The organism is Eubacterium sp. 1001713B170207_170306_E7 (genome assembly GCF_015547515.1).
GTDB lineage: Bacteria > Bacillota > Clostridia > Eubacteriales > Eubacteriaceae > Eubacterium.
Map to the genome: position 1 here is coordinate 443,082 of NZ_JADMVE010000003.1, position 21,322 is coordinate 464,403.

A 21,322-nucleotide genomic window follows, 5' to 3' on the forward strand; every position below is an offset into this window, starting at 1 on the left:
GGAGGTACTGAAGATGAAGAAATCAGTACAAAAGAAACAAAACACTTTTTCCAAAAAAACAGCGGAAAAGGGAGCGGTTCCATGCGGTCAAAATAACCATGGTTCCCAGCGGGAGCATTTTGTCGTCAAACTTCCGGAAAAAGTAAAAAGAATTCTCCAAAGCTATCATAAACTGGAGCACAGCGCCTATGGTAAGGTGGATACCCTCTGTGTTGGCGGGCGAAAGATGTTCTACGCCACCACGGATGTGGAACGGGTACTGGGCTTTAAAAAAACCGGCCGCTATACCAGCCGGCATTTTAATGGGCTGGGCGTGCGGGTTTTACCCATCCCGCATCCAGGAAACCCAGAACGTGTTCAGTACAAAAATTTTGTGGATAAAGCAGGAGTGAAAAAGATGCTTGATGCTAAGTGCAAAACGGTGAATAAAACGAAATATGACCACCTGGTTTTCACGGAGTGGGATGCGCTTTGCGGCTGGCTGTTTAGCTGTGAGCCTCAGAGGGCAGGTCTTGAAGTGCGCTGTAATGTATCCGTTCCTGTTGTTTTAAAAGTGGATTAAGCCTAAGAGGAGGACTGAAAATGAAAGAAATATTAAACCGAAAAATCGATCAGGAAACCATTATTGTTGAGGAAAAAACCCTGGAATTATCCGAATACACCGATGTACGCTGCGCGCTGATCCAGGAAAAGCGTGAGCTGCACGTCTCTGTTTTACACCATGAAATATCGAAGCTTAAAGAGCGTCTGATGACCGCCCGTGACAATGAGTCGGGCGCTTTGATGGATCAGATCATCCATCTCAAAAAGCTGATCAACGAGATGAAGGGAGATCGTGATCTCTTTGAGGTCCGGGCCCACTGGTATGTGGCGACAGATCTCTGTGATTATCTGGGGCTTCGCTGTCGTAGAGATTTTCTGGAGAAGATAGCGCTTCCCGGCGGCGTGAGAATGGAACGGGTCCTGTGCTCAGACGGAAAACAGCATCCGGCCTATCTGGTAAACGGTGATACGCTCAGGCTTATGGGAGCCGCCAGCCTGAGGCGGGAAGCGGGCCGCTTCTGCGCCATCATTACAGGCTGTTATCCGCCCTTTGTGTATCTGGAGTCCCTGGGCAGCATTGATTACGCAAAGGATAAAACTATATCAATTCTGACAGAAGCCCTTGAGAAGCAAGCGTCTACAAACGGGGCGCTTCACCGCAATCTTGCCCATCTTGACAAAGAGATCAGCCGCCTTAAGCATAAGGAAGCGCTGTTTGAGGATATCCGTTTTATTGTGGAGTATGGGGCTTGAGCTTTTTCAAGGAGATCCGCTATCTGTTTGAGTGGCTGGAGGATCACGCGCTGAGCTCAGGAGCTTTCTCCTTATGGGTGGTGCTCATGGTGTTTAACAGCTGGTGTGCCCTGCTCACGACCTCCGGCGAATGGCTCTGGCGCGTAGAGTTTGTCATTGGCAACAAACGGATCACCGATGTGATGCACTGCTCAGAACGGCAGATGATGCGTTACCGGCAGGAGCTTGAGGATAAGGGGCGGATCATCTATCAAAAGGGCAATGCCAAAGGCGCGGGGATCTACACCATGGTTCCCCTGCGCCCCAATGTAAAGCCGTGCGAAATAAAGCATGTGTTATCCCAAAAGGTGACCATGGTTTACGATTACGCAGGTAATCCGGAGTCCTTTTTACTGGAACCGGAGAAGGATTCCGGAAAAAGCTGTCCACAGGCATGACCGACACGGGTGTCGGCAAATTTTGGAAAAAACAAAAAGTGGACGCCAAATCACCGACACCCGTGTCGACATAAATAACAATAACATTATTATTTTATATATTATATATATACATACAGGAGGTGCGCCATACATACGCAAAATTTTTATGGAGCCGGCCCGGGGATCATCGGGCGGAGACGAGCCTACCGGGTCAAGGCTGAGTGCTTTTTAGACATGGGCTTTTTCGCGAGAAGCGATGAGGAGGCCGAGGACTTGTTTAATGATTTTTCGGATTCGGTGGAGAGCCGTTACCCGGGCATTGTCCTTGCGCTTAAGAGTATCCGGGAGGAGGACGAATGAAAAAGCAGTACAAGCTGGTAGATGCGTGGGTAAGGGATGCAAAGGCAGGCGATGAAAACGCTTTTGAACTGCTGCTGCACACCTTTCAGCCTTTAATGCTGTCCATGGTGCAAAAATACATCTACGACCCGGCAGATTATGAGGATGGCCTGCAGGAAGCCAGTGTGGTGCTGCTGGAAACGCTGAGCGCCTACCAGGCTGAGCTGGGCGTGGTCTTTCCCTTTTATTTGAAAAACCGGCTGTTTCACCACTTTGTGGAGCAGGCCAAGAAAAACGCGAAAGAAAGGCAGTGCACCATGGAGGATCAGAGCCTGTACGCCCATCAGGAGCGTCTCGCCATGGAAATCAGCGGGGAGGCAAGAGAAGCCGAGGTGAAAACAGCCTTGTGCCTTAAGCTGAACCAAGAGATGCGGGAGCTTTCGCCAGAGCAGAAAGAAGTACTGGAGCTGCGGTATTACAGAGGATTGTCTGTCAAAGCCATCGCTGCCATGAAGGGAGCGCCAGTCAGCACCATTGAGAAGCGGCGGAAAAGCGGTATCCAGCGTCTTAGAAAGGCTTTTGGCATAGCGCTGTAAAAATTTAGAAAAAAGTTTTTTAAGAAAGGGATGTTTTTGCAGTCAAAATCCTATTGTATAAGTGTAAGGCAAAACGCCAGACAAAATACAATTCAGGAGGTTGAAAATGGCAATTGAAAAAAGCGTAGAATCCGTTGGAATGAAGGTGACCGTAAACCATGGCGAACGGGAAGGGAAGATCGTCAAGTCTTCTAAGACCTACGGGGACATTGATCCCGAAGTGACCGACGCCGCCTTTGTGGGCACCGCCAAGGCCATCACCGGCATGCAGGAGCCCATCCGGGAAAAGCAGGTAAAGGTGACCGCGGAGGAACTCATCGAAGTGGCATAGCGATTTCAACAGGTTCTCAATGGAAAACAGCGCGGAACCACGGGGGCGTGGTTCCCTACAGCCTAAAGGTAGGGCACGACGCCCCCGTCGTGCCGCAGACAGGTATTAAAATTAAAACAACAGGAGGAAACAAACATGGCAGCAACAACCAGCAAGGATTTAACCATTTATTTTCAGCGTGCGGACGGGAAGGAGTTTAAAATCACCATTCCCGATTACAAGAAGGGCATTACCGATGCCGAGATCAAGGCAGGGGCCCAGGCCATTGTGGACCAGGGCGCCTTTCTGCCCGAAGGGTTTGGCCTGGTAAAGGTGGCCGGAGCCGTGAAGGTGGACACCACCAAAACCGATGTGGTCATTGAAGAAGCTGTGTAAGTAAGGGGCGAAAGCCCCTTTTTTATCGGGAAAGTGATGGTTATGGATGAACGAAAAGCGAAAGGAAAAACGAATGAACATTTGTCAGAAAGGCGCGGCTTTCATACTGACGGCTGTCTGCGCGCTGACTGCCCTGGTCTTTTTCGGCCGGCTGGCTGGGGAGACCGCCCCGCCGGCACCCACGGCCGAGCCGGTTGTGGAGCAGGCGGTACAGGAGCCAGAGCGGCCCGCAGAGCCGGAAATCCCGGCAGAGGGGCAGGAAACCGCTGAAGCGCCAGAGCCGGAAGAGCCGGAGCCGCTCATGGCCTCCCCTCATTTTGCCATGGCAGAATACCGGTGTGACTGTGCGGGCTATTGTGACGGCTGGCCCTGCGAGATGCGGCCGGAGCTTTTAGAGAAAATCGAAGCCCTGCGGTGCTGGTATGACCGGCCTGTCATCATCACCTCAGGGGTAAGGTGTGCGGCGCGCAACGAGGAGGTCGGGGGCGTCAGCTGGTCCTTTCACAAGCGGGGCTGCGCGGCGGACCTGTACTGTCCGGGCGTGGGGGTGGGGGACCTGACCCAGACCGCCCAGACGCTGGGCATGAATGTGCTGCCCTATTACAGCAGCGGCTATGTGCATGTGGAGGTACTGCCGTGAGCGCAGATGCCCGATTTGTTAAAAAAAGTCTGAAAAAGCTCAAGATTTTTCTATTTTTTTCCGCTGTTTAAAACCTTTTTGGTGCAAAAAATTGAGCACCGCTAAAAAAAGCAGGTCTTAAAACGTTGACAATGGCGTGAATAAAGGAAATGTCGCCATATTTTGCGTGTAATGGTTTTATGCAGGAAGAGGGAGATCCAGATTCCCCAAAAGACCTGTTTTTATAAAATAATTGTGATTTTATAAGATATTTTAGGTGTTTAAAAAAACAGCCCTTTCTCCAAAATATTGAAGGAACTGGCACGAAAATTGCGTTGGTATAGTGTCAGGAAATTTAATCTGTTTTAGACAGAAAAGGCTTGTTTAAAACAGGGAAAGGAAAGTATAATGGATTTAGAAAAAAGTGGTGTGAACAGGAAATATCCCGGAAGCTTTTGGACGCTGAGCGGTATTTTGGAAAGGGGTGCAGAGCCCTGGAAACCCCGGGGGTCATAGAAAAAATTTTGATCCATATGAGAAAAAAGAGGACGCGCTGTCATGAGGACGCGGATTCCCGGGGCGGCAAGGCTCTGGACATTTTTAAAAAACTGAAAAACAGAAGGAAGGGATTATCATGACTGAAAGACGCAGAGAGCTCATTTATGTCTGCTGCCTGACAGGCTTTATCACGATTACCTTTGCTTTTGGAAGATATATTTTTTCGATGATTACCCCTAATATTGTAAAAGAGCTGGGAATTGACTATGAATTTGTCGGCCGGATTAACGCCTTTCATCAGGGCGCCTATCTGCTGTTTTCTCTGCTTGGCGGGCTGCTTTGCAGCGTGGTCAGCGCCAGGCATCTGATTTCAGGCTCGGTTGTGCTCTGCGGGGTCAGCGTCACACTGCTGGCCTTTGTGAATAACCCCTGGGTGCTGCTCGGGGTGGTCACCCTTCAGGGAATTTTTGCCGCCACCTCGTGGATCCCCATGGTGGCCTTTGTGGCAGAAAACATCCAGGAGAAGAACCGGGGAAAGAGCCTGGGCATTATCTCCAGCGGAACCTCCTTTGGTTTGATTTTAAACGGTGTGCTTATCCCGTGGCTTCTTGAAAACAGTGACGGACACACGGTGTGGCTGGTCTTTGGCGTTATCAGCCTGTTCCTCGGAGCTGTGGGAATTTACGCCATCACCGCGCTTGAAAAAAACAGCGCGGGCAGAGTGAAACAGCGCGGCGTGGACAGGGAGCCCAGGCCTGCTGCGGAGGTGGCGCCGCCCGCCGGCGGCGTCTGGCGGCATTATCTGCTGCTGGTTCTGCTGCTGGTGATTTCAGGCCTTTACCTGATCCCCTTTCAGAGCTACATTGTTCCGCTCATGCAGGAGGATCTGGGGCTCAACGGGCAGGTCTCCGGGCTTTGCTGGAGCCTGTTTGGCTTTATCGGCATCTTCAGCGGCTTTATTGCCGGGGTGCTGGCAGACCGCACCTCGGCCAAAACAGCCATGCTCATTACCTACAGCGTATCGGTGCTGTCCATTGCCGCGGTGGTCTTTTTAGGCGGAGCGGCCGGAGCGCTTCTGGCCTGCGCCATCTTTGGCCTGACCTACAATGGCATTTTTGGCCTGCATCCCACCTATGTTTCCAGAATTCTGCCGCCGGATCAAACGGCCCGTCTTTTTGGGCTGTTAAACCTTTCGCTGGGGCTGGGCTCCATGATTGGCAATTATGCGGGCGGCGCAATTAAAAAGGCAACAGGCAGCTTTACACTGGCCTATCAGCTTATGCTGGTCATGGCGCTATTGGCGGTGGTGACCTGCTTGATGATAAAAAGTGATCGCGAGAAAGGCGGAAAACAAAATGGAAAAAATCGTATTTAACCCTATGGAAATTCATTATGATATTGAGGGCTTTGCCAGAGACAAGCACCTGGAGCCGCAGTCAACGGTCTGTCAGGAGCTGCTCCGCTGGGCCGGCCCGGCCGAAAAGCTTGTAAGGCCCAGAGCCATGATTAAGTGGTGTCCGGTAAAGGATCTGGGCAGGGACCGTGTGCAGGTCGGGGATACAATTTTTGAAAGCCACCTGCTGGCGGAAAAGCTGAAGGGAACCGAGCGGGTTTTCGCCACCGTGGTAACCGCGGGCGATGAACTGGACGCTCTGGAGGGGCCCTCGGACGAGGCGCGCGATTTGTTGAAATACGCGGCGCTCAGAGAGGCCCGGGCCGCCGTAGATCATTATTTAAAGACACACTTTGGCTTTGAGCATATGGGCCGCCTGAATCCGGGCTCATTGCCCGACTGGCCCATTGCCAATAACCCGGCCCTTTTTGAGATCATCGGAGACGTGACAGAGACCATCGGGGTCCGGCTGACGGGCAAGAACTATATGCAGCCAGGCTACACGGTGTCCGAGCTGCTCTTTTCAGGGGACGAGGATTATGATAATTGCAGCCTGTGTAAAAAGTACGACTGCGTCGGGCGCAAGGTCCCCTTTGATCAAAAGGCTTACGACCAGATATTTGGATGAAACGGAGGTATGAAAATGAATGGCGGAGAAACAAAAACACGCGACCTGAAAGAAGCCCTCCATGCCTATGAAAAAGAAATTCTGCTCACGGTGCTCCATGAGAACTGTTACAATATTTCTAAAAGCGCCAGAGTTTTAGGCATTTCCAGACAGAACCTGCAGCATAAGATAAAGCGCCACCACATCGCGGTGGCGCATGGATCGGCAGGCGGTACGCAGGGCTGAATGCTTGTATTTCCGCATTGCGGCCGCCTGAATAAAACGAATTATTCGCGTGCAGCGGGAGGGGCCTGATCGTGCATCTGCTTTCCCCATAGCGCAAATTGGGACAGAACCGGGATCAGGTCCTCAGCCGGCCCGGCCAGGCTGTATTCTACCCGGACCGGCATTTCATCATACTGCCTGCGGCAGATCAGCCCATTGCTTTCCAGCTCTTTCAGAGAGCTGGCGAGCATGGTGTTGGTAATGCCCGTGATCTTTCGCTTCAGCTCGTTGTAGCGTGTGGGGCCGTCCTGCTTCAGGGCGCAGATAATCGGGATTTTCCACTTGCCGCCGATGAGGCTCAGGGCCGCCGATAAGGGACAGTAAGTGCCGCAGGGGCAGTGGCTGGTACAGGTTTGTTTTTTAAGTGTTTCAGGAGTGCTCATTTTTTTCTCACCTACTCATAATAAACTGCGTAATTGATTACATTACGTTGTGGTAGTATAATTATACCAGATAGCAAATCCGGAGTAAACTGCTACCAATAAAAATAAAGGAGCATGGTGATGAAAATCCAGGAAGACATCAAAAAAGTAATTGAAGGTTCAGCGTTTGTAGTGATCGATACAGTGGGGGAAAACAATCTTCCGCATCCGATTATCGCAGGTAAAGGGGAGGTTGGCGACGAGACCATCACCTTTGGGATTTACAAAATGGAAGTGACCCAGAAAAATCTGCTGAGCAACCCGAAAGCCTGGGTACTGGCAGCGACCATGGACGGCGGCCCCAAGGGCTACCGCCTCGAGGGAACCGCTAAGGCAGAGGATAAACAACTTATTTTTACACCTGAAAAGGCCGAGGAATTGCTGTAATCCTGTTCAGGAATAAAATAAAAAAATCACAGGGCGGTGAGGCCCTGTGATTTTTTTGTCTGAAAAAGGTTTTTAGTCGACCTGATACACCTCTTCCTTTGGCAGGACGATGACGCCAGAGCTCTTGAGCACCTCGATGGCTTTTTCCTGATCGCTGGTTTTCATGATCACCAGCGGCATGGCACTTTGATTGCGCATGACAAAGGAATAGACGTATTCCACATTGATGTCATTATCGGACAGGGTGTCAAAAATGCGGTACATGGCTCCGATACGGTCCTCAGGCTCAACGGCCAGCACATCGGTCATTTTGGCCACATGGCCGGCTTCCTTCAAAAGCTCAGCGGCTTTGTAGGGCTCGTTGACAACCAGACGGAGAATGCCGAACTCGGAGCTGTCAAAAACCGAGATGGCCCGGATATCAATTCCGGCGTCACAGATCACCTTGGTGATGCTGGCGAGGTGTCCTTTTTTGTTTTCGATAAAAATGGATAATTGTTTAATTAACATATCGGGTCTCCTTATTTTTCGCCCCGAAGGTCGAGGACACGCTGGGCCTTTCCTTCGGAACGTTTTAAGCTCTTGGGTTCAACGAGGTGGATGGTTGGGTGGATTCCCAGAATGGTGTGCAGCTTGGTCTTGATTTCGGAGTAAAGCGCTTCCAGCTTGGTCACCGAATCCAGCAGGTCGTGGTCGACCACCTCCACATCAATCTCGATTTTATCCAGATACCCCTTCTTGCTCACGGTAATCAGATAGTTGGAGCCAATGCCGTCAATGCTCAGCAGCACTTCCTCAATCTGAGACGGGAAGACATTGACGCCGCTGATGATGAGCATATCGTCGGTACGGCCTTCGATTTTAGCCATGCGGGCCGTGGTGCGGCCACAGGCGCAGGTGGTGTAGTCGAGATGGGTGATATCCTTGGTGCGGTAACGGATCAGCGGCAGGGCCTGCTTGGTGATGGGGGTGATGACCAGCTCGCCGGTTTCGCCCTCTGGCAGTACCTCCAGGGTGACCGGGTCAATGATTTCCGCGATAAAATGGTCCTCATTGATGTGCATGCCGGTGAGCGCAGGGCACTCGCCGGAGACACCGGGCCCGATGAGCTCGCTCATCCCGTAGTTTTCAGTGGCGAACAGGCCAAAGGCCTCGTTGATCTTGGCGCGCATGGCCTCGGTGGAGCCCTCGCCGCCAAAACAGCCGACCCGCAGGTTTAAATCCACTGCCGGATCCAGGCCCATATCCTGGGCCACTTCGGCCAGGCGCAGCGCGTAGGATGGCGTGCCGATGAGGACGGTGGCGCCAAAATCCTTCATGATTTTTATCTGCTTCTGGGTATTGCCGCTGGACATGGGCACGACCCCGGCGCCCACCTTTTCAAGGCCCTGGTGCAGGCCAAAAGCCCCGGTGAACAGGCCGTAGCCAAAGGATACATGGGCGGTATCCCGTTTTGTCACGCCGCCCATGGTAACCAGGCGGGCGATACATTCGGCCCAGGTTTCAAGATCCTTCCTGGTGTAGCCCACCACGGTGGGGTTGCCGGTGGTACCGGAGGACGCGTGGTAGCGCACGATTTTTTCCTTAGGCACCGCGAACAGGCCAAAGGGATAGTTCATCCGCAGGTCCTCCTTGGTGGTGAAGGGGAGGAAACGCAGATCCTCCAGAGAGCGGATATCCTCAGGCTTGATTTTATTGGCCTTAAACAGGTTTCGGTAGTAGGGCACATTTTTGTACACGTGCTTGAGTGTTTTTTTCAGACGTTTGAATTGAATTTCACGGATTTCTTCACGGGGCAGGGTTTCTTTTAATGACCAAATCATATTTATTTACTCCTCGATGTTTTATGCTCTATTTGCCGGGACGCCAGGAACTCTTGAGCGGCACCACCTGGTTAAAGACCGGATTTTCCGCGGTTGAATATTTGGGATCCACGGAGAAATAACCCTGGCGGACAAACTGGAATTTATCGTAAGGGGCGGCCTCCATTACACGCGGTTCGACCCAGGCGGTGATCTTCTGCAGCGAATCCGGGTTGATCTTATCGAGGAAGGTGTCGGCGTCAAAGCCTTCTTCGTCCTTGAGCAGCGGGTTCAGCATATGGACTTCGACCTGTTTCCCTTCGGCGGCAGATACCCAGTGGATGGTTCCCTTGACCTTGCGGCCTGTAAAACCAGAGCCGGATTTTGTCTCCGGATCATAGGTGCATTTCAGCTCGATGACCTCGCCGTCTGCATCCTTAACCACCTCATTGCAGGTAATGAAGTATGCGCCTCTCAGGCGGACCTCGTTGCCCGGGAAGAGGCGGAAGTATTTCTTGACCGGAACCTCCATAAAGTCGGATTTCTCGACATAGATTTCACGGCCAAAGGGCATTTTGTGCATGCCCATTTCCGGTACATCCAGGTTGGTTTCAATTTCAAGCCATTCGATCTGGTCCTCGGGATAATTGGTAATGGTGACCTTGAGAGGGTCGAGCACAGCGTTGACACGCGGCGCCTTCAGCTTCAGGTCGTCACGGATAAAATGCTCCAGCATGGCGATGTCCACAGTGGAGTTGGCCTTGGCCACACCGATTTCCTCACAGAAGGCCTGGATGGCCTCCGGGGTGTAACCACGGCGGCGCATACCAGAGATGGTCGCCAGCCTCGGGTCGTCCCAGCCGTCCACGATGCCCTCGTCCACCAGCCTTTTCAGGTAGCGCTTGCCCATGATGGTGCCGGACAGGTTCAGCTTGGCAAACTCGATCTGGCGGGGATGCTCAGCCTTAAAATCGTCCAGGTTGGCCAGAACCCAGTCGTAGAAAGGACGGTGGTCTTCAAACTCCAGGGTGCACAGGGAATGGGTGATGCCCTCGATGGCGTCCTCCACCGGATGGGCAAAGTCGTACATGGGGTAGATGTACCAGTCCTCATCGGTGTTGGGGTGCTTGGTGTGCAGGATGCGGTAAATGACTGGGTCCCGCATGTTCATATTCGGGCTGCCCATGTCGATTTTAGCGCGGAGCACCTTGACGCCCTCTTCAAATTCGCCGGCCTTCATTTTTTCAAAAAGCTCGAGGTTTTCGGATACAGAGCGGTTGCGGTAAGGGCTCTCTTTGCCAGGCTCCTTGAGGGTGCCCCGGTACTCACGGATCTGGTCGGCGTTCAGGTCATCCACAAAGGCCAGCCCCTTTTTAATAAGCTCCACCGCGTAATCCGCCATTTTGGAAAAATAGCTGGACGCAAAGTAGAGGCGGTCCTCCCAGTCAATGCCCAGCCAGGATAAATCCTCCTTGATTGAGTTGACGTACTCAATGTCTTCCTTGACCGGGTTGGTATCGTCAAAACGCAGGTTGAACTTTCCGTTGTACTTTTTGGCAACGCGGTAGTTCAGCAAAGAGGCCTTGGCGTGGCCGATATGTAAATAGCCATTGGGTTCGGGTGGAAAACGCGTATGCACACGCTCGTTGGTATACACATGGTTTTTGTTATCCTCATCAATGGCGTTGATAATAAAATTGGTTTTTTCGTTTGTCTCCATCTATTCTCTCCTGTTATAATGCTTGATTTTTATACTTCCTAAAATAATATCATAAAATCAGCCAAAAGCCTATAGTTAAGATGGATATTATGGGAGAAATTGCGGCGTTTTACGGCTTTTAAAAAACGTAAAATACAGAAATTTCAAAATTTAGTCTTGACAAACCAAATTAAAGGCAATATAATTTGAGCATACTCAAATTTAATCGTGCTCAAATAATGAGAAGGAGTAAAAAAGTGTGTTTTATGGGAGAGCAGGGGTTAAAAGCAGTAAATCAGATGTTTTAAGGAGAGGTTGTTATGTCAGTGGAAATGTCACAGTCTAAGAAAACGTTGGCAGTCATCGCGATTATGGCCACAGCGATTGCCGTTATGGCGGACCTGGCCATTAATCCTGTAATTGGTCTGTTGTACCAGGCCTATCCGGATTCAATGGGCTATATCAATTATTTTATTTCGGGGCCAATGCTCATCGTGGTCATTGCGTCGCTGCTCACCGGCGTGGTGCTGAAAAAGGTGAACAAGCGGACGGTTATGATCGCAGGGGGCGTTATCTTTGCTGTTGGCGCCGTGGCCGGTGTTTTAGTCGATGATTTTTTATACATGTGCATCATGCGGACCCTGGTGGGGATTGGTTCGGGGGTGGTTAATGTTGTAGCCGTTGCCCTGATCGCGGATCTTTATGAGGATGAGACAAAAAGGGCGAAGATTACGGGCTACTACAACGCGGCGCTGAGCCTTGTGGGTGTTATCTTCAGCTATGTGGCCGGTATTCTGGCCGCCAGCGGCGCGTGGCAGAATGTCTTTAAAATTTACTGGTCAGCGGTACCGATGGTGCTTCTGCTGGTCTTATTTATTCCCAGTATCCGGCCGGAAAGCCAGAGTGTGGAGCAGGCCGGGGGAAAGGGTGAAAGAGAAGCCCTTGGCTGGCGCTTTTGGTGGATGAGCTTTGGCTGGTTTGTCATGAATGTGGTATTGGGCGGCACGGTTCTTTATTACCTGTCCTCCTACATTATGGAAAACGGTATCGGCGGGACAGAGCTGGCGGGGATTTCGGCCTCGGTTAAATCCCTGGCCGGGTTTGTGCTCTGCCTGGGCTTTGGCTTTGTCTACAGCAGGCTGAAGCGTCAGACCATCACAGTCTGCTATCTTGTAGCCGCGCTGTCGCTGTTTATTCTGATTCTTTTCCCATCTGTGGCGACCGTGCTGGTGGTGGGGACCATCGGGGGCTGTACCTATAAGTACGCTTTTTCATACGCTTACGCCCAGGGCTTTGCGATTGTACCAAAGTCTCGTTACGACGATTCGGTATCCATTTCGACCGCGGTTTACGGCATCGGCTCCTTTGTGAGCACCTACTACGCCACCTGGCTGACACAGCTCATGCATACCGATTCCTTCGTAAAGACATGGATTATTTCAGCCGTCATACTGGCCGTGCTCTTTGTGGCCGAAATATTTGTATCGGCCATTGAGAAGAAAAGCTTCCCGGAAAGCAGTAAAGCGTAAAAACAGCGCATTAACAAAAAAAGGAGAGTAAAAATAAATGAACGATAACGTTAAAAAAATTTGCGACGAACGCACACAGAATATTAAAGATGTCTTTGACAATAAAATCCCGAAACGGGTGCCCATTTCAGTCAGTCTGCCGTTAACCGCAGTGGCGGATTATGGAAAGGTTGACCGGAAGGCCGCCTACTGGGACCCTTCACTGCTGGAGCCGGCCGCGGAGGAGCTGTGCGAAAGGATCCCGACCGATACCTGTATTTACGCGGGATCTGTCTACGCGCCTTATTCCTCCCAGACACTGGACGCCAAAAACAAGCTCATGTCCAACACCGGCATCATGCAGCACCCCAACACCGAGTGTATGCGGCCCGATGAGTATCCTGAGCTCATTGCAGACCCCTATGCCTTCTTAATTGACAAATGTGTTCCACGGCTCTATAAAAACCTTAATGTGGAGGAAAGCAAGGGAAAGGTCCTGTTTTCACTGTATGAGGAGATGATCCTGGAGGGGGACTACTACGCCCGGACAGGGTCCATGGTGCAGAGGCTCAACGAAAAATACGGCTATCCGTCAGATGTGGGCATCCAGGGCTTTGGCCGCGCCCCGATGGACTGGATCGGGGATCAGCTCAGAAGCTTTTCAGGCATCTGCATGGATGTCCGGAGACACCGGAAGGAGCTGGCAGAGGCCCTGGACGCCATCTATCCCATGATGTATAAAATGGGGAAATGCACAGACAGCCGCCAGATCAGCCGTTATAACCCAACCATGTACCAGCTGCACATGGCCACCTATATCCGGGAAAAGGATTTTGCAGAGGTCTGGCTGCCCTCATGGAAACGGCTGGTAACGGATTACGCGTCCCTTGGCATGCGGTGCGGCGCGTTTTTGGAGCATGACTGGACAAGGCTGCTGGACTACCTGTACGAGCTGCCCACAGGCATGTACTTTACCTTTGAGCTGACCGATCCTGAGGAAATCAAGAAAAAGCTGGGTAAAAAATTTGTTTTGGGCGGCGGATTCCCGCTCAACCACCTTTTAACCTGCACCAGACAGGAGGTGGTCGATAAGACAAAGGCCTGGCTGGACATTATGGCCCCCGGCGGCCAGTACATTTTCGGCTTTGACAAGGACCCCATGACACTGGCCGATATCAAGCTCGAAAACCTGATCGCAGTCTGCGAAACCGTGCGGGATTACGGCGTATATGAAAATGCCGGAACCGCCACGGGTGAGGTCTTTAAAAAGGAAGACTATCACCATTCAGAGGTTCCGGCATTTAAAAGCCGCTATTACCAGAGCTGGGACGACTATGTGAAATATTACCCCAATACGCCGGATAACGCCAGACCGTTGGTAATGGCAGCCCAGGACGCTGTGTTTGAAAAATTCTTCTATATGAGCTGCTAGTCCTGTGCCGGAGGACAGGGCGCGATGGAGAGCTCGAAATCCTCGGATACCCGGATCTCCAGCGTGCCTAAGTCCTCATAAACACGGGCTAAGCGCCGGGAAAAATCCGCCTTTTCAAGAAAAGAATAGTGCAGTTCAAGATAGTAATTGAAAATTTCGTCAAAGGTCAGCCGGTCGATATCCCGGTCAATATAGGATTCCAGATACCCGTCCATCCCAATCATGGCGGCAAAGTAAAACAGGGCCTTCTGCTCACTCATGTATTCCTTGGCCACCAGAAAGGGCTCCGAATAGCTGTAGACAAAGCGGGACAGCTCCTTGTCGTAGGCACGCTGTGTGCAGACCTCGGCCGAGAAGCGCCGGTAATTGGCGTTGTCATAGAGCAGGCGTAAATGCATGCCCAGAGCCAGCATGCGCTGCTGTGTCAGGTCGCTGTCAGGAAACAGGGCCTTGGACTCGTTTGACAGGGTCTCCATAAGCTCCTGGTAGATCAGCAGGGCGATGTTAATCTTACTTTTAAAATGGTAGGAGACAGAGCCGGGGTTTGTGCCGGTCGCCTTGCAGATACCGGCAAAGGTTACAGACGCGAAGCCCTTTTCATAAAACAGGTGCCTGCAGGTGGTTAAAATCTTCTTTCGGGTTGAAATGCCATTCTTGTTTTCTGTTGCCATTTTGAGTACGTCTCCTTTTTTAATCACGGTCAAATAAATGTGTAACATTATGATAACACAAAACACACCGGGTTTAAAACAGGAGAATCATTTTATTTAAAGGATGAAGCATCCAGAATCAGAGGTCTGTCATGTTAGAGGCATTATCCAAAACCAAAAAGCTTTTGGCCTATATCAGTATTCTGACCACCTCCTTCGCGGTGATGTACACCACTATTTTTCAGGTGATCAATTATAATATCTACGCGGCCTTTCCAGACCAGACCGTCGCGGTCAGCTTTTTTATCTCCGGCCCATACATTGTCATCATGTGTGTGTCCTTTGTCTCACCGGCCATCTACAACCGGACAAACCGAAAAAAAGCCCTGCTGCTCGCCTGTGTGATCTTTACGGTCTCGGCCCTGCTTTTTACCCGCCAGGTCAGTATCTACGGACTGATTGCGGTTAACCTGCTGTGCGGGGCCGTCTCCGCCTATATTAACGTGGCGGCAGTTACAATGATTGCGGAGCTCTATATCGATGAGCGGGTCCGGGCAAAACACATGGGATATTACAATGCCGCCATGGCGGCGGTGGGCTCCCTTTTTTCGGTAGCGGCAGGTTATCTGGCCCAGCGGTCCTGGCTTGGCGCCTTTAATGTTTACTGGTCCGCGGCGCTCATGACCCTGATGGTAGCTCTGTTTATCCCGGGACTGCCCGGCACGCTCCTTGATAAAGAAAGCAATAAAAAGGACAGGCGCCCGGGCAGCGCCAGACTGGGCCCGAGATTCTGGGGAATGCTGCTTAACTTCATCGTGCTGGGCATCACCTACTTTGTTCCGGGGTTTTTTCTGTCTCTGTATATTGTGGAGCATGGCCTGGGAGATGTGAGCTATGCGGGGATCGCCCTTTCGGTCGATACCCTGGGCGGCGCGGTTTTTGCTTTCTTTTTTGACCGGACCTATAGAAAGCTCGGAAGCTATACCTCGGTTGCCTCAGACCTTTTGATGTCCGCGGTGCTTTTGGTTTTGTACCTTTTTCCAAACCGATTTTTGCTGATCATCATGGTCACCCTGATGGGCGGGTCCTACATGACGTCCATCTCCTATGTCTATCAGGAGACGACTGAGGTGGTGCCCCCGGCATGTGTGCCCCGCGCCATGGGAATCGTGGTGGGGGTTCAGTACATTGCCACCTTTCTGGCGGCCTATATCACCACCGGGCTGATGAAGCTTCTGAATACCGCCGAGCTGACGCCAATTTTGATCTTTCCCGTCGTATGGATACTGGTTTTTGCTTTGGCCGAGTACCGCAGCATCAGACGGTACCAGGCCTCTGGACCGAAGGACACGCCCGGGCCGGCAGATTCGATATGAAAGTTTTAAAGTGCGGGGCGCTGTGTTATAATATTCCTGAAAAACAAATCAGGAGGAGTACCATCATGAGCTGCAACACATGTCAAACACCCGAAACCACCGAAGAACGGATCTGCCGGAAGGATAAAAACGAGCAGGGCTGTACCTGTACCGAATTTGGCTGCAAACAGCACGGCTATTGCTGTGAGTGCATCGCCAAGCACCGCGGCCGGGGACAGATACCAGGCTGCCTGTTTTCCGAGGAGGGCGAAAAGCTTCACGACAGAAGCCTGGAAGCTTTTTTAGAGGATGTAAAACGAAGACAGCAGGCTTAGCGCCGCACAGGAAAAAGACAGACGATTCTGAAATAACAGGATCGTCTGTTTTTAATGTCACGAGGATAAACCGCTATATTTCGGCCTCAGATGGGCATGGTGAAAATCTGCTTTTTATTGCGGATTTTTGCTGAAATTCTCTGGCGCAAGGTGTATAATAGACGAGGAAAACTGACAGAATGAGGTGGAATGGATGGATTTTAAATTTGAAACAGAGCTGGGGGGCAAAAAAGCAGTGTTTGAACTTCGTACAGCCCCTTTAACCGATGAGGATGCCGCCAAAAAAACCACATTGCGCGGCTATAAATGCGATCAGGTCATGGTCAACGGTGAAGCCCTGAAGAATCCGGCTTTTATCAGCTGTTATGCCGAGACCAATAAAAAAGAAGGCCCCGCGCTGTGCTTTAAGTTTGGCATGGCCAAGTGGATGGAGGAACAGTTCGGCATTGAAAATAAACCGGGACAGGCGCTCTATGTCAACATTCCAGAGCGCCATCAGGCAGCTTATCTGGAGCGGCTTGAGGGCTTAGACCAGGAAATTGAGAAGCTTCAGGCCGAGGCCGAAAAGCGCCGGGATGAGAATGATAAAAATGTGCGGGATGATGATATCATTGAGTTGTCCTACAGCCCCCGTTTTGTGGGCGTCCGCTATCCCTTTGATTCGAACCGGGAAAAGGCCGAGTCTAAAATATGGTCCCAGTTTGATGGAAATCTGGATCTGGACGACTGGATAGAGGTACATCTGGAGCCATACTGTGTGGGGCTGGGCTGCGGCTGTTCTAAAAAATACCGGGTACCCTACCGGGAATACGCTGTGCTGCTGGATGAATACAAGGCACAGCTGTAGAAGGACTAAAGACAGGATGACACCAACCGTGTGTCCTGTTTTTTTATTTTTAAAGCTTATCCAGTTGTGAACCCTCTGGAGACTGTGATAAAATGTGACTATGAAAACAGGCTGCCCGGCCGCAGAAACAGGGTCATTGGGGACAAAGCATGGACAAGTATGAAAAGAAAAAAGACAAAACGAAAAACAAGCTGAAAGCCGCTTTCTTTCAGGTAGCGGAGGACAAGGATTTGCTGCATATCACGGTGAAGGAGGTCAGCGCAGCGGCAGAGGTCGGCAGGAGTACCTTTTACATGCACTACGAGAATATCGAGGACCTTATCCGTGAGATTGAGTCTGAAATACTGGAGGAGATTGAGGAAATCCTGCTCCATCCTCCCAAAATGGTGCCGCAGGCCAGTGTTGAAGGGCATCCAGAGTACGCCATCCCGTTTTACTACGAGATGAACCAGTTTCTGAATTTCCTGTATGATAACCGCAGGCGGATGCTTCCGTTCATCTATCCTCAGCAGGATGCCTTTTTTGTCAACAAGTTTAAGGACCTGGTAGGGAAAAAGCTGGTGGAATACGAGGAGGCCTCACCCCTTTACGATGATCACTCGCACATCACCTTTTTTATGAATATCGGCATCACCGGAACCATGTTCCACTGGCTGATCCACCAGAACATGCCAAAGGAAGAGTTTTTGAAGATGGCGTTAAAAATTAATAAGCTCATCGGCCTGTAATAAAAAAAGCGGTCATCAGGGATGACCGCCCGGCTTCGCTTATCAGAAAGCAAGTCCTAGAATTGCAGCGCTTCGAGCAGCATGGCGAGCAGCATTTCTCTCTGGGCAGGGTCCTCCTCCCAGGAGGGGTCATTTTTGAACACTTCAAAAATTTCGGCTACAGTGTAATCATCATTATTCATTTTTAGGCCTCCGTTCTATTTTTTGCCATAGCTATTGGCGAAATCATAAACAGCCAGAAGATTGTCAATGTTAACATCGTTGGCGGCGATCAGCGTCATGTTCGGCGAGAAGATAAAGCCGCCGCCAGGCGCAAAGGTATCAAAGCTCTTTTTGACATAATCAAGACACTGCTGCTTGGTGCCGTGTTTCAGTAAATCCACAGAGATACCTGTGACCAGGGTCTGGTAATCGCCGATGATTTTGTAAGCTTCAAAGGGATCATCCTGTTCCAGCATGATGATCATTGAGCCCTTGGGCAGCTGTCTGAAACGGTCCAGTGTATTCATGAAGGAGCCTTCACCCAGCAGGAAGAATTTGGCGCCGGCCTCCATATAAGGCTCGCAGTGCTTCTTAAAATCTTTGAAGAACAGCTCGTCGTACATTTTAGGTGAGAGGAAGCACTCACTGTGGTAGACGGTAGACCCGAAAGGCAGCGGATCGTCGCCAAAATCCCGTTTGATTTCAGCCACATCCGTTTTATAGCCAGCCGTGGTCCAGTCAATAATCGAATCGCAGGCAGCTTTTACCTTGTTTGGCATTCTGCGGAGGTCGATCAGGGAATTTTTCACACCGCGCAGACGGTCAAAGAGGAAGTTAAAGCCGGAATAAAAGCTGGGCGCCTTTGATGGCCACACAGACACAACGCCCTTTTCAGCGCCCTTCTGCCCAATGAGCATGTTGGTCATCGCAAAATTCTTAAATGCCGGCAGCGCTTTGCGCATGGCGGCAACAGCCTCGTCCCGCGGACCCTTGAACACCGGGCAGCGGTTTTTAATGAAAAGATCATTGATGACATATTCCGGGTTTGAGATGAGTAAATCGTAATCTTCTTCAGAAATATAGTTTTCCAGTGCCTGGCCATGCGAAATACAGGTATCGTCATTGGCGAGGTAATAAACCGTTGAGTTCAGCGCTTCAAAAGTTCTGACAGCCAGAGGAATCCCGAGAGTCATGGCAAAATCAATGTTCAGGTCGTCCACGAATTTTGTGTAGGCCTCCGCTGCGGCTGCCGGATCGTCAATGACAGCGCGGTAGGTGGTACCGGCATAGGCAAAAGCCCAGGTGGTTGCCAGAATGGCGGTGGGGACTTTTTCAGGCTCCCTGAAATTGGTCGTATCAATCATGCTTTGCAGACGTTTGGCTTGAATACTTGTCGTGTCCATATTTACACCCCTTTTCATATTTTGTTAATGTTTTATTTTTTACGATTATATCAGCTTTCTGCTGGCTTTGAAATGACAAATCAGCACAGAATGTCCAAGATAGACACTCTGTGCTGATTTGTCCGGATTTTACCGGAGAAAAAGGGAAAAAGGGTATAAGAAAGGCCTGGATGTCACAGAAGAGGACATCCAGGCCTTATATTTTATCAGTCGTCAATACCAATCATGACAGAGGTTGCCTTGATCACCGCGTAAGCGTCAGAGCCGACAGTGAGGCCAAGCTCTTTGATGGCAGCCATGGAGATAGTGGAGGAAATCTGGTTTCCACCGCCGATATCTAAAACAACAATGCCGTTAACCGCGCCCTCCTTGATGGAGACGACCTTGCCGGCCAGCTGGTTGCGTGCGCTTAATTTCATAAGAAACGCCTTCTTTCTATGGTTTATTTTGTCCTTATCATAATGAATACAGCTTAAGAAGAGCTTTATTGGTTTTTGAGCCCATTATCGATCAGTGTGGTGTATGTTTACGATCTTAATACGGGTCCTATGAATCAATTCATAAAAAGTTTTGAGAAAATAAAAACAGGCGGTTATAAGGCTGTTATTCCGGGGAAGTCTTGGATTTATATACGAAGCCAGAAGGTCGGCTCAGCGATCGAGTACGGTCGGCTTTCTGGCTATATTTTATGACACATATTTATTTAGTCCGGATAAGATTTGACAGAAGAAGTAAGGGGCTTTTTAATTATGCAGTGATGTCCGGTTGATCATATCCAGCAAAACCTGGCGGCCTGCTTCGAAATCCTTATCACGAATAGAATAATATAGTTTCCAATGGTCCTCTGTACTGAAAATAGCATCGCCAGGCTTTAGGTTTTTTATCCTTTCGTGTCCAATTGTCAGCATGTGTTCACGAATTGCTTCCTTGGCAACTGAGAAAGAGTAGCTCAATAAATCGTTATGTGACATGGCACTGATCTGTGAGTGAAGATCAATATCACTGTCGTTAAATTTTTGAAACAGAACACTACGGTTTTTAGAGCTCTCGGAGGTGTTAATGTATGCGGTGATATCCCGCTCAAAGGTTTCACAGCACTCTTTTAATAAATTCAGATCTTCTTCTGTGGCACGAAGAACCGCTAATCGCAGACATTCCACTTCAATAATTGAACGAAATTCAGCCACATCCTTTAGCAAATCAGCCGTCATGTATAGTTCGGAAATAGTTTGCATATGTTTGTCAAAATCAAAAGAACAAACATAAGAGCCATCACCCACCCGAGTCTCCAAGATCCCCAGCGTGTTTAATTTTTGCAGTGCCATGCGTACGGTAAAGCGATTGACGCCGAATAATTCGGCTAGATCCCCTTCGGATGGAATCTTTTCATCTTCCAACCAAACACCTCTTAAAATAAGAGATTTTATTTCTTCGCACACCAAATCGGGTGCCGACATTTTTCTGATTTTTAAATCCTTTTTGTCCATGCAGTGCCTCAATTCTCCAATTATTATTAATATAATACACTTAATCTATTTTATACGTCAAGGACAAAAAATATATCGATACGAGTAAATTGAAAACAATGAATATCAATTGATTTTCAATAAATTTTCAGCTTTCAAAAAAATGTTGACAAATAGAATCGAAGACGTTATCATGTACACATAGTGAACAGGTGATCTAATGATTTGATCAATTTGCGATAAAGCTTGAAGAAAGGAGATATTAATGGCCAATGTACTGGAAATGCTAATGCTGATTTGTTTTGGGGCTTCCTGGCCAATTAATCTAAAAAAGGCTCTACAAACTGGCACGGCACAGGGAACGAGCTTGATTTTTCTGTGCTTGATTGAATTTGGTTATGTGTGTGGTATCGGAGCGAAAATCTTGCACGATAATATGAACTACGTTCTGTTTTTTTACATTCTGAACCTTGTTGTAGTTGCTGCAAATATTATTGTTTATTTTATCAACAGGCAGAAAGACAAGAAAAATGGTATAACTTAATAAT

The 21,322-nt window shown here is 49.9% G+C and carries 28 protein-coding genes; 19 read left to right on the forward strand and 9 right to left on the reverse strand.

What is annotated here, in order from left to right; genetic code table 11:
* Positions 1 to 13: 13 nt before the first annotated feature.
* The 11 genes from I2B62_RS10055 (at position 14) to I2B62_RS10105 (ending at position 6,719) form a co-directional block, all read left to right on the forward strand.
* A complete protein-coding gene (locus I2B62_RS10055; RefSeq protein ID WP_195268825.1) occupies positions 14 to 562 on the forward strand; it encodes a hypothetical protein in 549 nt (182 codons plus the stop codon).
* Between the two features lie 20 nt (positions 563 to 582).
* Complete coding sequence (locus tag I2B62_RS10060; RefSeq protein ID WP_195268826.1) at positions 583 to 1,296, forward strand: hypothetical protein; 714 nt, start codon at positions 583 to 585, stop codon at positions 1,294 to 1,296.
* Positions 1,293 to 1,733, forward strand: a complete 441-nt coding sequence (locus I2B62_RS10065) for a hypothetical protein (protein WP_195268827.1) — start codon at positions 1,293 to 1,295, stop codon at positions 1,731 to 1,733. The genes I2B62_RS10060 and I2B62_RS10065 overlap by 4 nt, the downstream gene beginning before the upstream one ends.
* Before the next feature lie 216 nt (positions 1,734 to 1,949).
* A complete protein-coding gene (locus I2B62_RS20800; RefSeq protein WP_347707806.1) occupies positions 1,950 to 2,075 on the forward strand; it encodes a hypothetical protein in 126 nt (41 codons plus the stop codon).
* Complete coding sequence (locus tag I2B62_RS10075) at positions 2,072 to 2,650, forward strand: sigma-70 family RNA polymerase sigma factor (RefSeq protein WP_195268828.1); 579 nt, start codon at positions 2,072 to 2,074, stop codon at positions 2,648 to 2,650. Before I2B62_RS20800 ends, I2B62_RS10075 begins: the two co-directional genes overlap by 4 nt.
* A gap of 106 nt (positions 2,651 to 2,756) precedes the next feature.
* Positions 2,757 to 2,981: a hypothetical protein gene (locus tag I2B62_RS10080; protein WP_195268829.1), complete on the forward strand. Its 225-nt coding sequence runs from the start codon at positions 2,757 to 2,759 to the stop codon at positions 2,979 to 2,981.
* A gap of 135 nt (positions 2,982 to 3,116) precedes the next feature.
* Positions 3,117 to 3,356: a DUF2922 domain-containing protein gene (locus I2B62_RS10085; protein WP_195268830.1), complete on the forward strand. Its 240-nt coding sequence runs from the start codon at positions 3,117 to 3,119 to the stop codon at positions 3,354 to 3,356.
* 73 nt (positions 3,357 to 3,429) lie between these two features.
* Entirely contained in the window at positions 3,430 to 3,996 is a 567-nt protein-coding gene (locus I2B62_RS10090) for a D-Ala-D-Ala carboxypeptidase family metallohydrolase (protein ID WP_195268831.1), read from the forward strand.
* Between the two features lie 613 nt (positions 3,997 to 4,609).
* Positions 4,610 to 5,848 (forward strand): MFS transporter, encoded by a 1,239-nt coding sequence (locus I2B62_RS10095; RefSeq protein WP_195268832.1) that lies wholly within the window; start codon positions 4,610 to 4,612, stop codon positions 5,846 to 5,848.
* Positions 5,829 to 6,494, forward strand: a complete 666-nt coding sequence (locus tag I2B62_RS10100) for a hypothetical protein (RefSeq protein ID WP_195268833.1) — start codon at positions 5,829 to 5,831, stop codon at positions 6,492 to 6,494. The genes I2B62_RS10095 and I2B62_RS10100 overlap by 20 nt, the downstream gene beginning before the upstream one ends.
* Positions 6,495 to 6,509: 15 nt before the next feature.
* Positions 6,510 to 6,719, forward strand: coding sequence for a helix-turn-helix domain-containing protein (locus tag I2B62_RS10105; protein ID WP_243259476.1), 210 nt, complete (start codon positions 6,510 to 6,512; stop codon positions 6,717 to 6,719).
* 41 nt (positions 6,720 to 6,760) lie between these two features.
* On the opposite strand, the gene I2B62_RS10110 is transcribed toward I2B62_RS10105, so the two are convergent.
* Positions 6,761 to 7,141, reverse strand: a complete 381-nt coding sequence (locus tag I2B62_RS10110) for a helix-turn-helix domain-containing protein (protein ID WP_195268835.1) — start codon at positions 7,139 to 7,141, stop codon at positions 6,761 to 6,763.
* A 120-nt stretch (positions 7,142 to 7,261) separates the two neighbouring features.
* Here I2B62_RS10110 and I2B62_RS10115 point away from each other — a divergent pair, with 120 nt between their 5' ends.
* Positions 7,262 to 7,567: a pyridoxamine 5'-phosphate oxidase family protein gene (locus I2B62_RS10115; protein WP_096919757.1), complete on the forward strand. Its 306-nt coding sequence runs from the start codon at positions 7,262 to 7,264 to the stop codon at positions 7,565 to 7,567.
* Positions 7,568 to 7,639: 72 nt separating this feature from the next.
* On the opposite strand, the gene I2B62_RS10120 is transcribed toward I2B62_RS10115, so the two are convergent.
* From I2B62_RS10120 to I2B62_RS10130, 3 genes are read right to left on the reverse strand one after another with little or no spacing between them, the layout of a single operon-like run.
* Positions 7,640 to 8,077 (reverse strand): amino acid-binding protein, encoded by a 438-nt coding sequence (locus I2B62_RS10120; RefSeq protein ID WP_195268836.1) that lies wholly within the window; start codon positions 8,075 to 8,077, stop codon positions 7,640 to 7,642.
* A gap of 11 nt (positions 8,078 to 8,088) precedes the next feature.
* Positions 8,089 to 9,390 (reverse strand): phenylacetate--CoA ligase, encoded by a 1,302-nt coding sequence (locus I2B62_RS10125; RefSeq protein ID WP_195268837.1) that lies wholly within the window; start codon positions 9,388 to 9,390, stop codon positions 8,089 to 8,091.
* Between the two features lie 28 nt (positions 9,391 to 9,418).
* The gene (locus I2B62_RS10130; RefSeq protein WP_096919760.1) at positions 9,419 to 11,089 is read right to left on the reverse strand and encodes a glutamine--tRNA ligase/YqeY domain fusion protein; all 1,671 of its coding nucleotides are present in this window, start codon (positions 11,087 to 11,089) and stop codon (positions 9,419 to 9,421) included.
* A gap of 299 nt (positions 11,090 to 11,388) precedes the next feature.
* On the opposite strand from I2B62_RS10130, the gene I2B62_RS10135 reads away from it, so the two are divergent.
* Positions 11,389 to 12,597 (forward strand): MFS transporter, encoded by a 1,209-nt coding sequence (locus I2B62_RS10135; RefSeq protein ID WP_195268838.1) that lies wholly within the window; start codon positions 11,389 to 11,391, stop codon positions 12,595 to 12,597.
* Positions 12,598 to 12,634: 37 nt separating this feature from the next.
* Positions 12,635 to 14,008 carry a uroporphyrinogen decarboxylase family protein gene (locus I2B62_RS10140; RefSeq protein WP_195268839.1) on the forward strand — a complete coding sequence of 458 codons (1,374 nt, stop codon included), beginning with the start codon at positions 12,635 to 12,637 and terminating at the stop codon, positions 14,006 to 14,008.
* On the opposite strand, the gene I2B62_RS10145 is transcribed toward I2B62_RS10140, so the two are convergent.
* Positions 14,005 to 14,679 carry a TetR/AcrR family transcriptional regulator gene (locus I2B62_RS10145; RefSeq protein ID WP_195268840.1) on the reverse strand — a complete coding sequence of 225 codons (675 nt, stop codon included), beginning with the start codon at positions 14,677 to 14,679 and terminating at the stop codon, positions 14,005 to 14,007. The two genes, I2B62_RS10140 and I2B62_RS10145, sit on opposite strands and share 4 nt — an antisense overlap.
* 131 nt (positions 14,680 to 14,810) lie before the next feature.
* Between I2B62_RS10145 and I2B62_RS10150 the strand changes: the two genes are divergently transcribed.
* The 4 genes from I2B62_RS10150 to I2B62_RS10165 all read left to right on the forward strand — a co-directional run bounded on the left by I2B62_RS10150 (position 14,811) and on the right by I2B62_RS10165 (position 17,923).
* On the forward strand, positions 14,811 to 16,034 hold the full coding sequence (locus I2B62_RS10150; RefSeq protein WP_195268841.1) for an MFS transporter: 1,224 nt from the start codon (positions 14,811 to 14,813) through the stop codon (positions 16,032 to 16,034).
* Between the two features lie 65 nt (positions 16,035 to 16,099).
* On the forward strand, positions 16,100 to 16,348 hold the full coding sequence (locus I2B62_RS10155; protein ID WP_195268842.1) for a DUF6485 family protein: 249 nt from the start codon (positions 16,100 to 16,102) through the stop codon (positions 16,346 to 16,348).
* Positions 16,349 to 16,541: 193 nt separating this feature from the next.
* Entirely contained in the window at positions 16,542 to 17,195 is a 654-nt protein-coding gene (locus tag I2B62_RS10160; RefSeq protein WP_195268843.1) for a hypothetical protein, read from the forward strand.
* 149 nt (positions 17,196 to 17,344) lie between these two features.
* Complete coding sequence (locus I2B62_RS10165; RefSeq protein ID WP_195268844.1) at positions 17,345 to 17,923, forward strand: hypothetical protein; 579 nt, start codon at positions 17,345 to 17,347, stop codon at positions 17,921 to 17,923.
* A gap of 56 nt (positions 17,924 to 17,979) precedes the next feature.
* On the opposite strand, the gene I2B62_RS20650 is transcribed toward I2B62_RS10165, so the two are convergent.
* From I2B62_RS20650 to I2B62_RS10180, 4 genes are all read right to left on the reverse strand, one after another.
* Positions 17,980 to 18,105, reverse strand: coding sequence for a hypothetical protein (locus I2B62_RS20650; RefSeq protein ID WP_279354786.1), 126 nt, complete (start codon positions 18,103 to 18,105; stop codon positions 17,980 to 17,982).
* Positions 18,106 to 18,120: 15 nt separating this feature from the next.
* Complete coding sequence (locus I2B62_RS10170; RefSeq protein WP_195268845.1) at positions 18,121 to 19,308, reverse strand: hypothetical protein; 1,188 nt, start codon at positions 19,306 to 19,308, stop codon at positions 18,121 to 18,123.
* A 206-nt stretch (positions 19,309 to 19,514) separates the two neighbouring features.
* Positions 19,515 to 19,727: a molybdopterin-binding protein gene (locus tag I2B62_RS10175; RefSeq protein ID WP_195268846.1), complete on the reverse strand. Its 213-nt coding sequence runs from the start codon at positions 19,725 to 19,727 to the stop codon at positions 19,515 to 19,517.
* A 324-nt stretch (positions 19,728 to 20,051) separates the two neighbouring features.
* Positions 20,052 to 20,795, reverse strand: a complete 744-nt coding sequence (locus tag I2B62_RS10180; RefSeq protein ID WP_195268847.1) for a GntR family transcriptional regulator — start codon at positions 20,793 to 20,795, stop codon at positions 20,052 to 20,054.
* Positions 20,796 to 21,039: 244 nt separating this feature from the next.
* Here I2B62_RS10180 and I2B62_RS10185 point away from each other — a divergent pair, with 244 nt between their 5' ends.
* On the forward strand, positions 21,040 to 21,318 hold the full coding sequence (locus tag I2B62_RS10185) for a hypothetical protein (protein WP_195268848.1): 279 nt from the start codon (positions 21,040 to 21,042) through the stop codon (positions 21,316 to 21,318).
* Positions 21,319 to 21,322 lie beyond the last annotated feature (4 nt).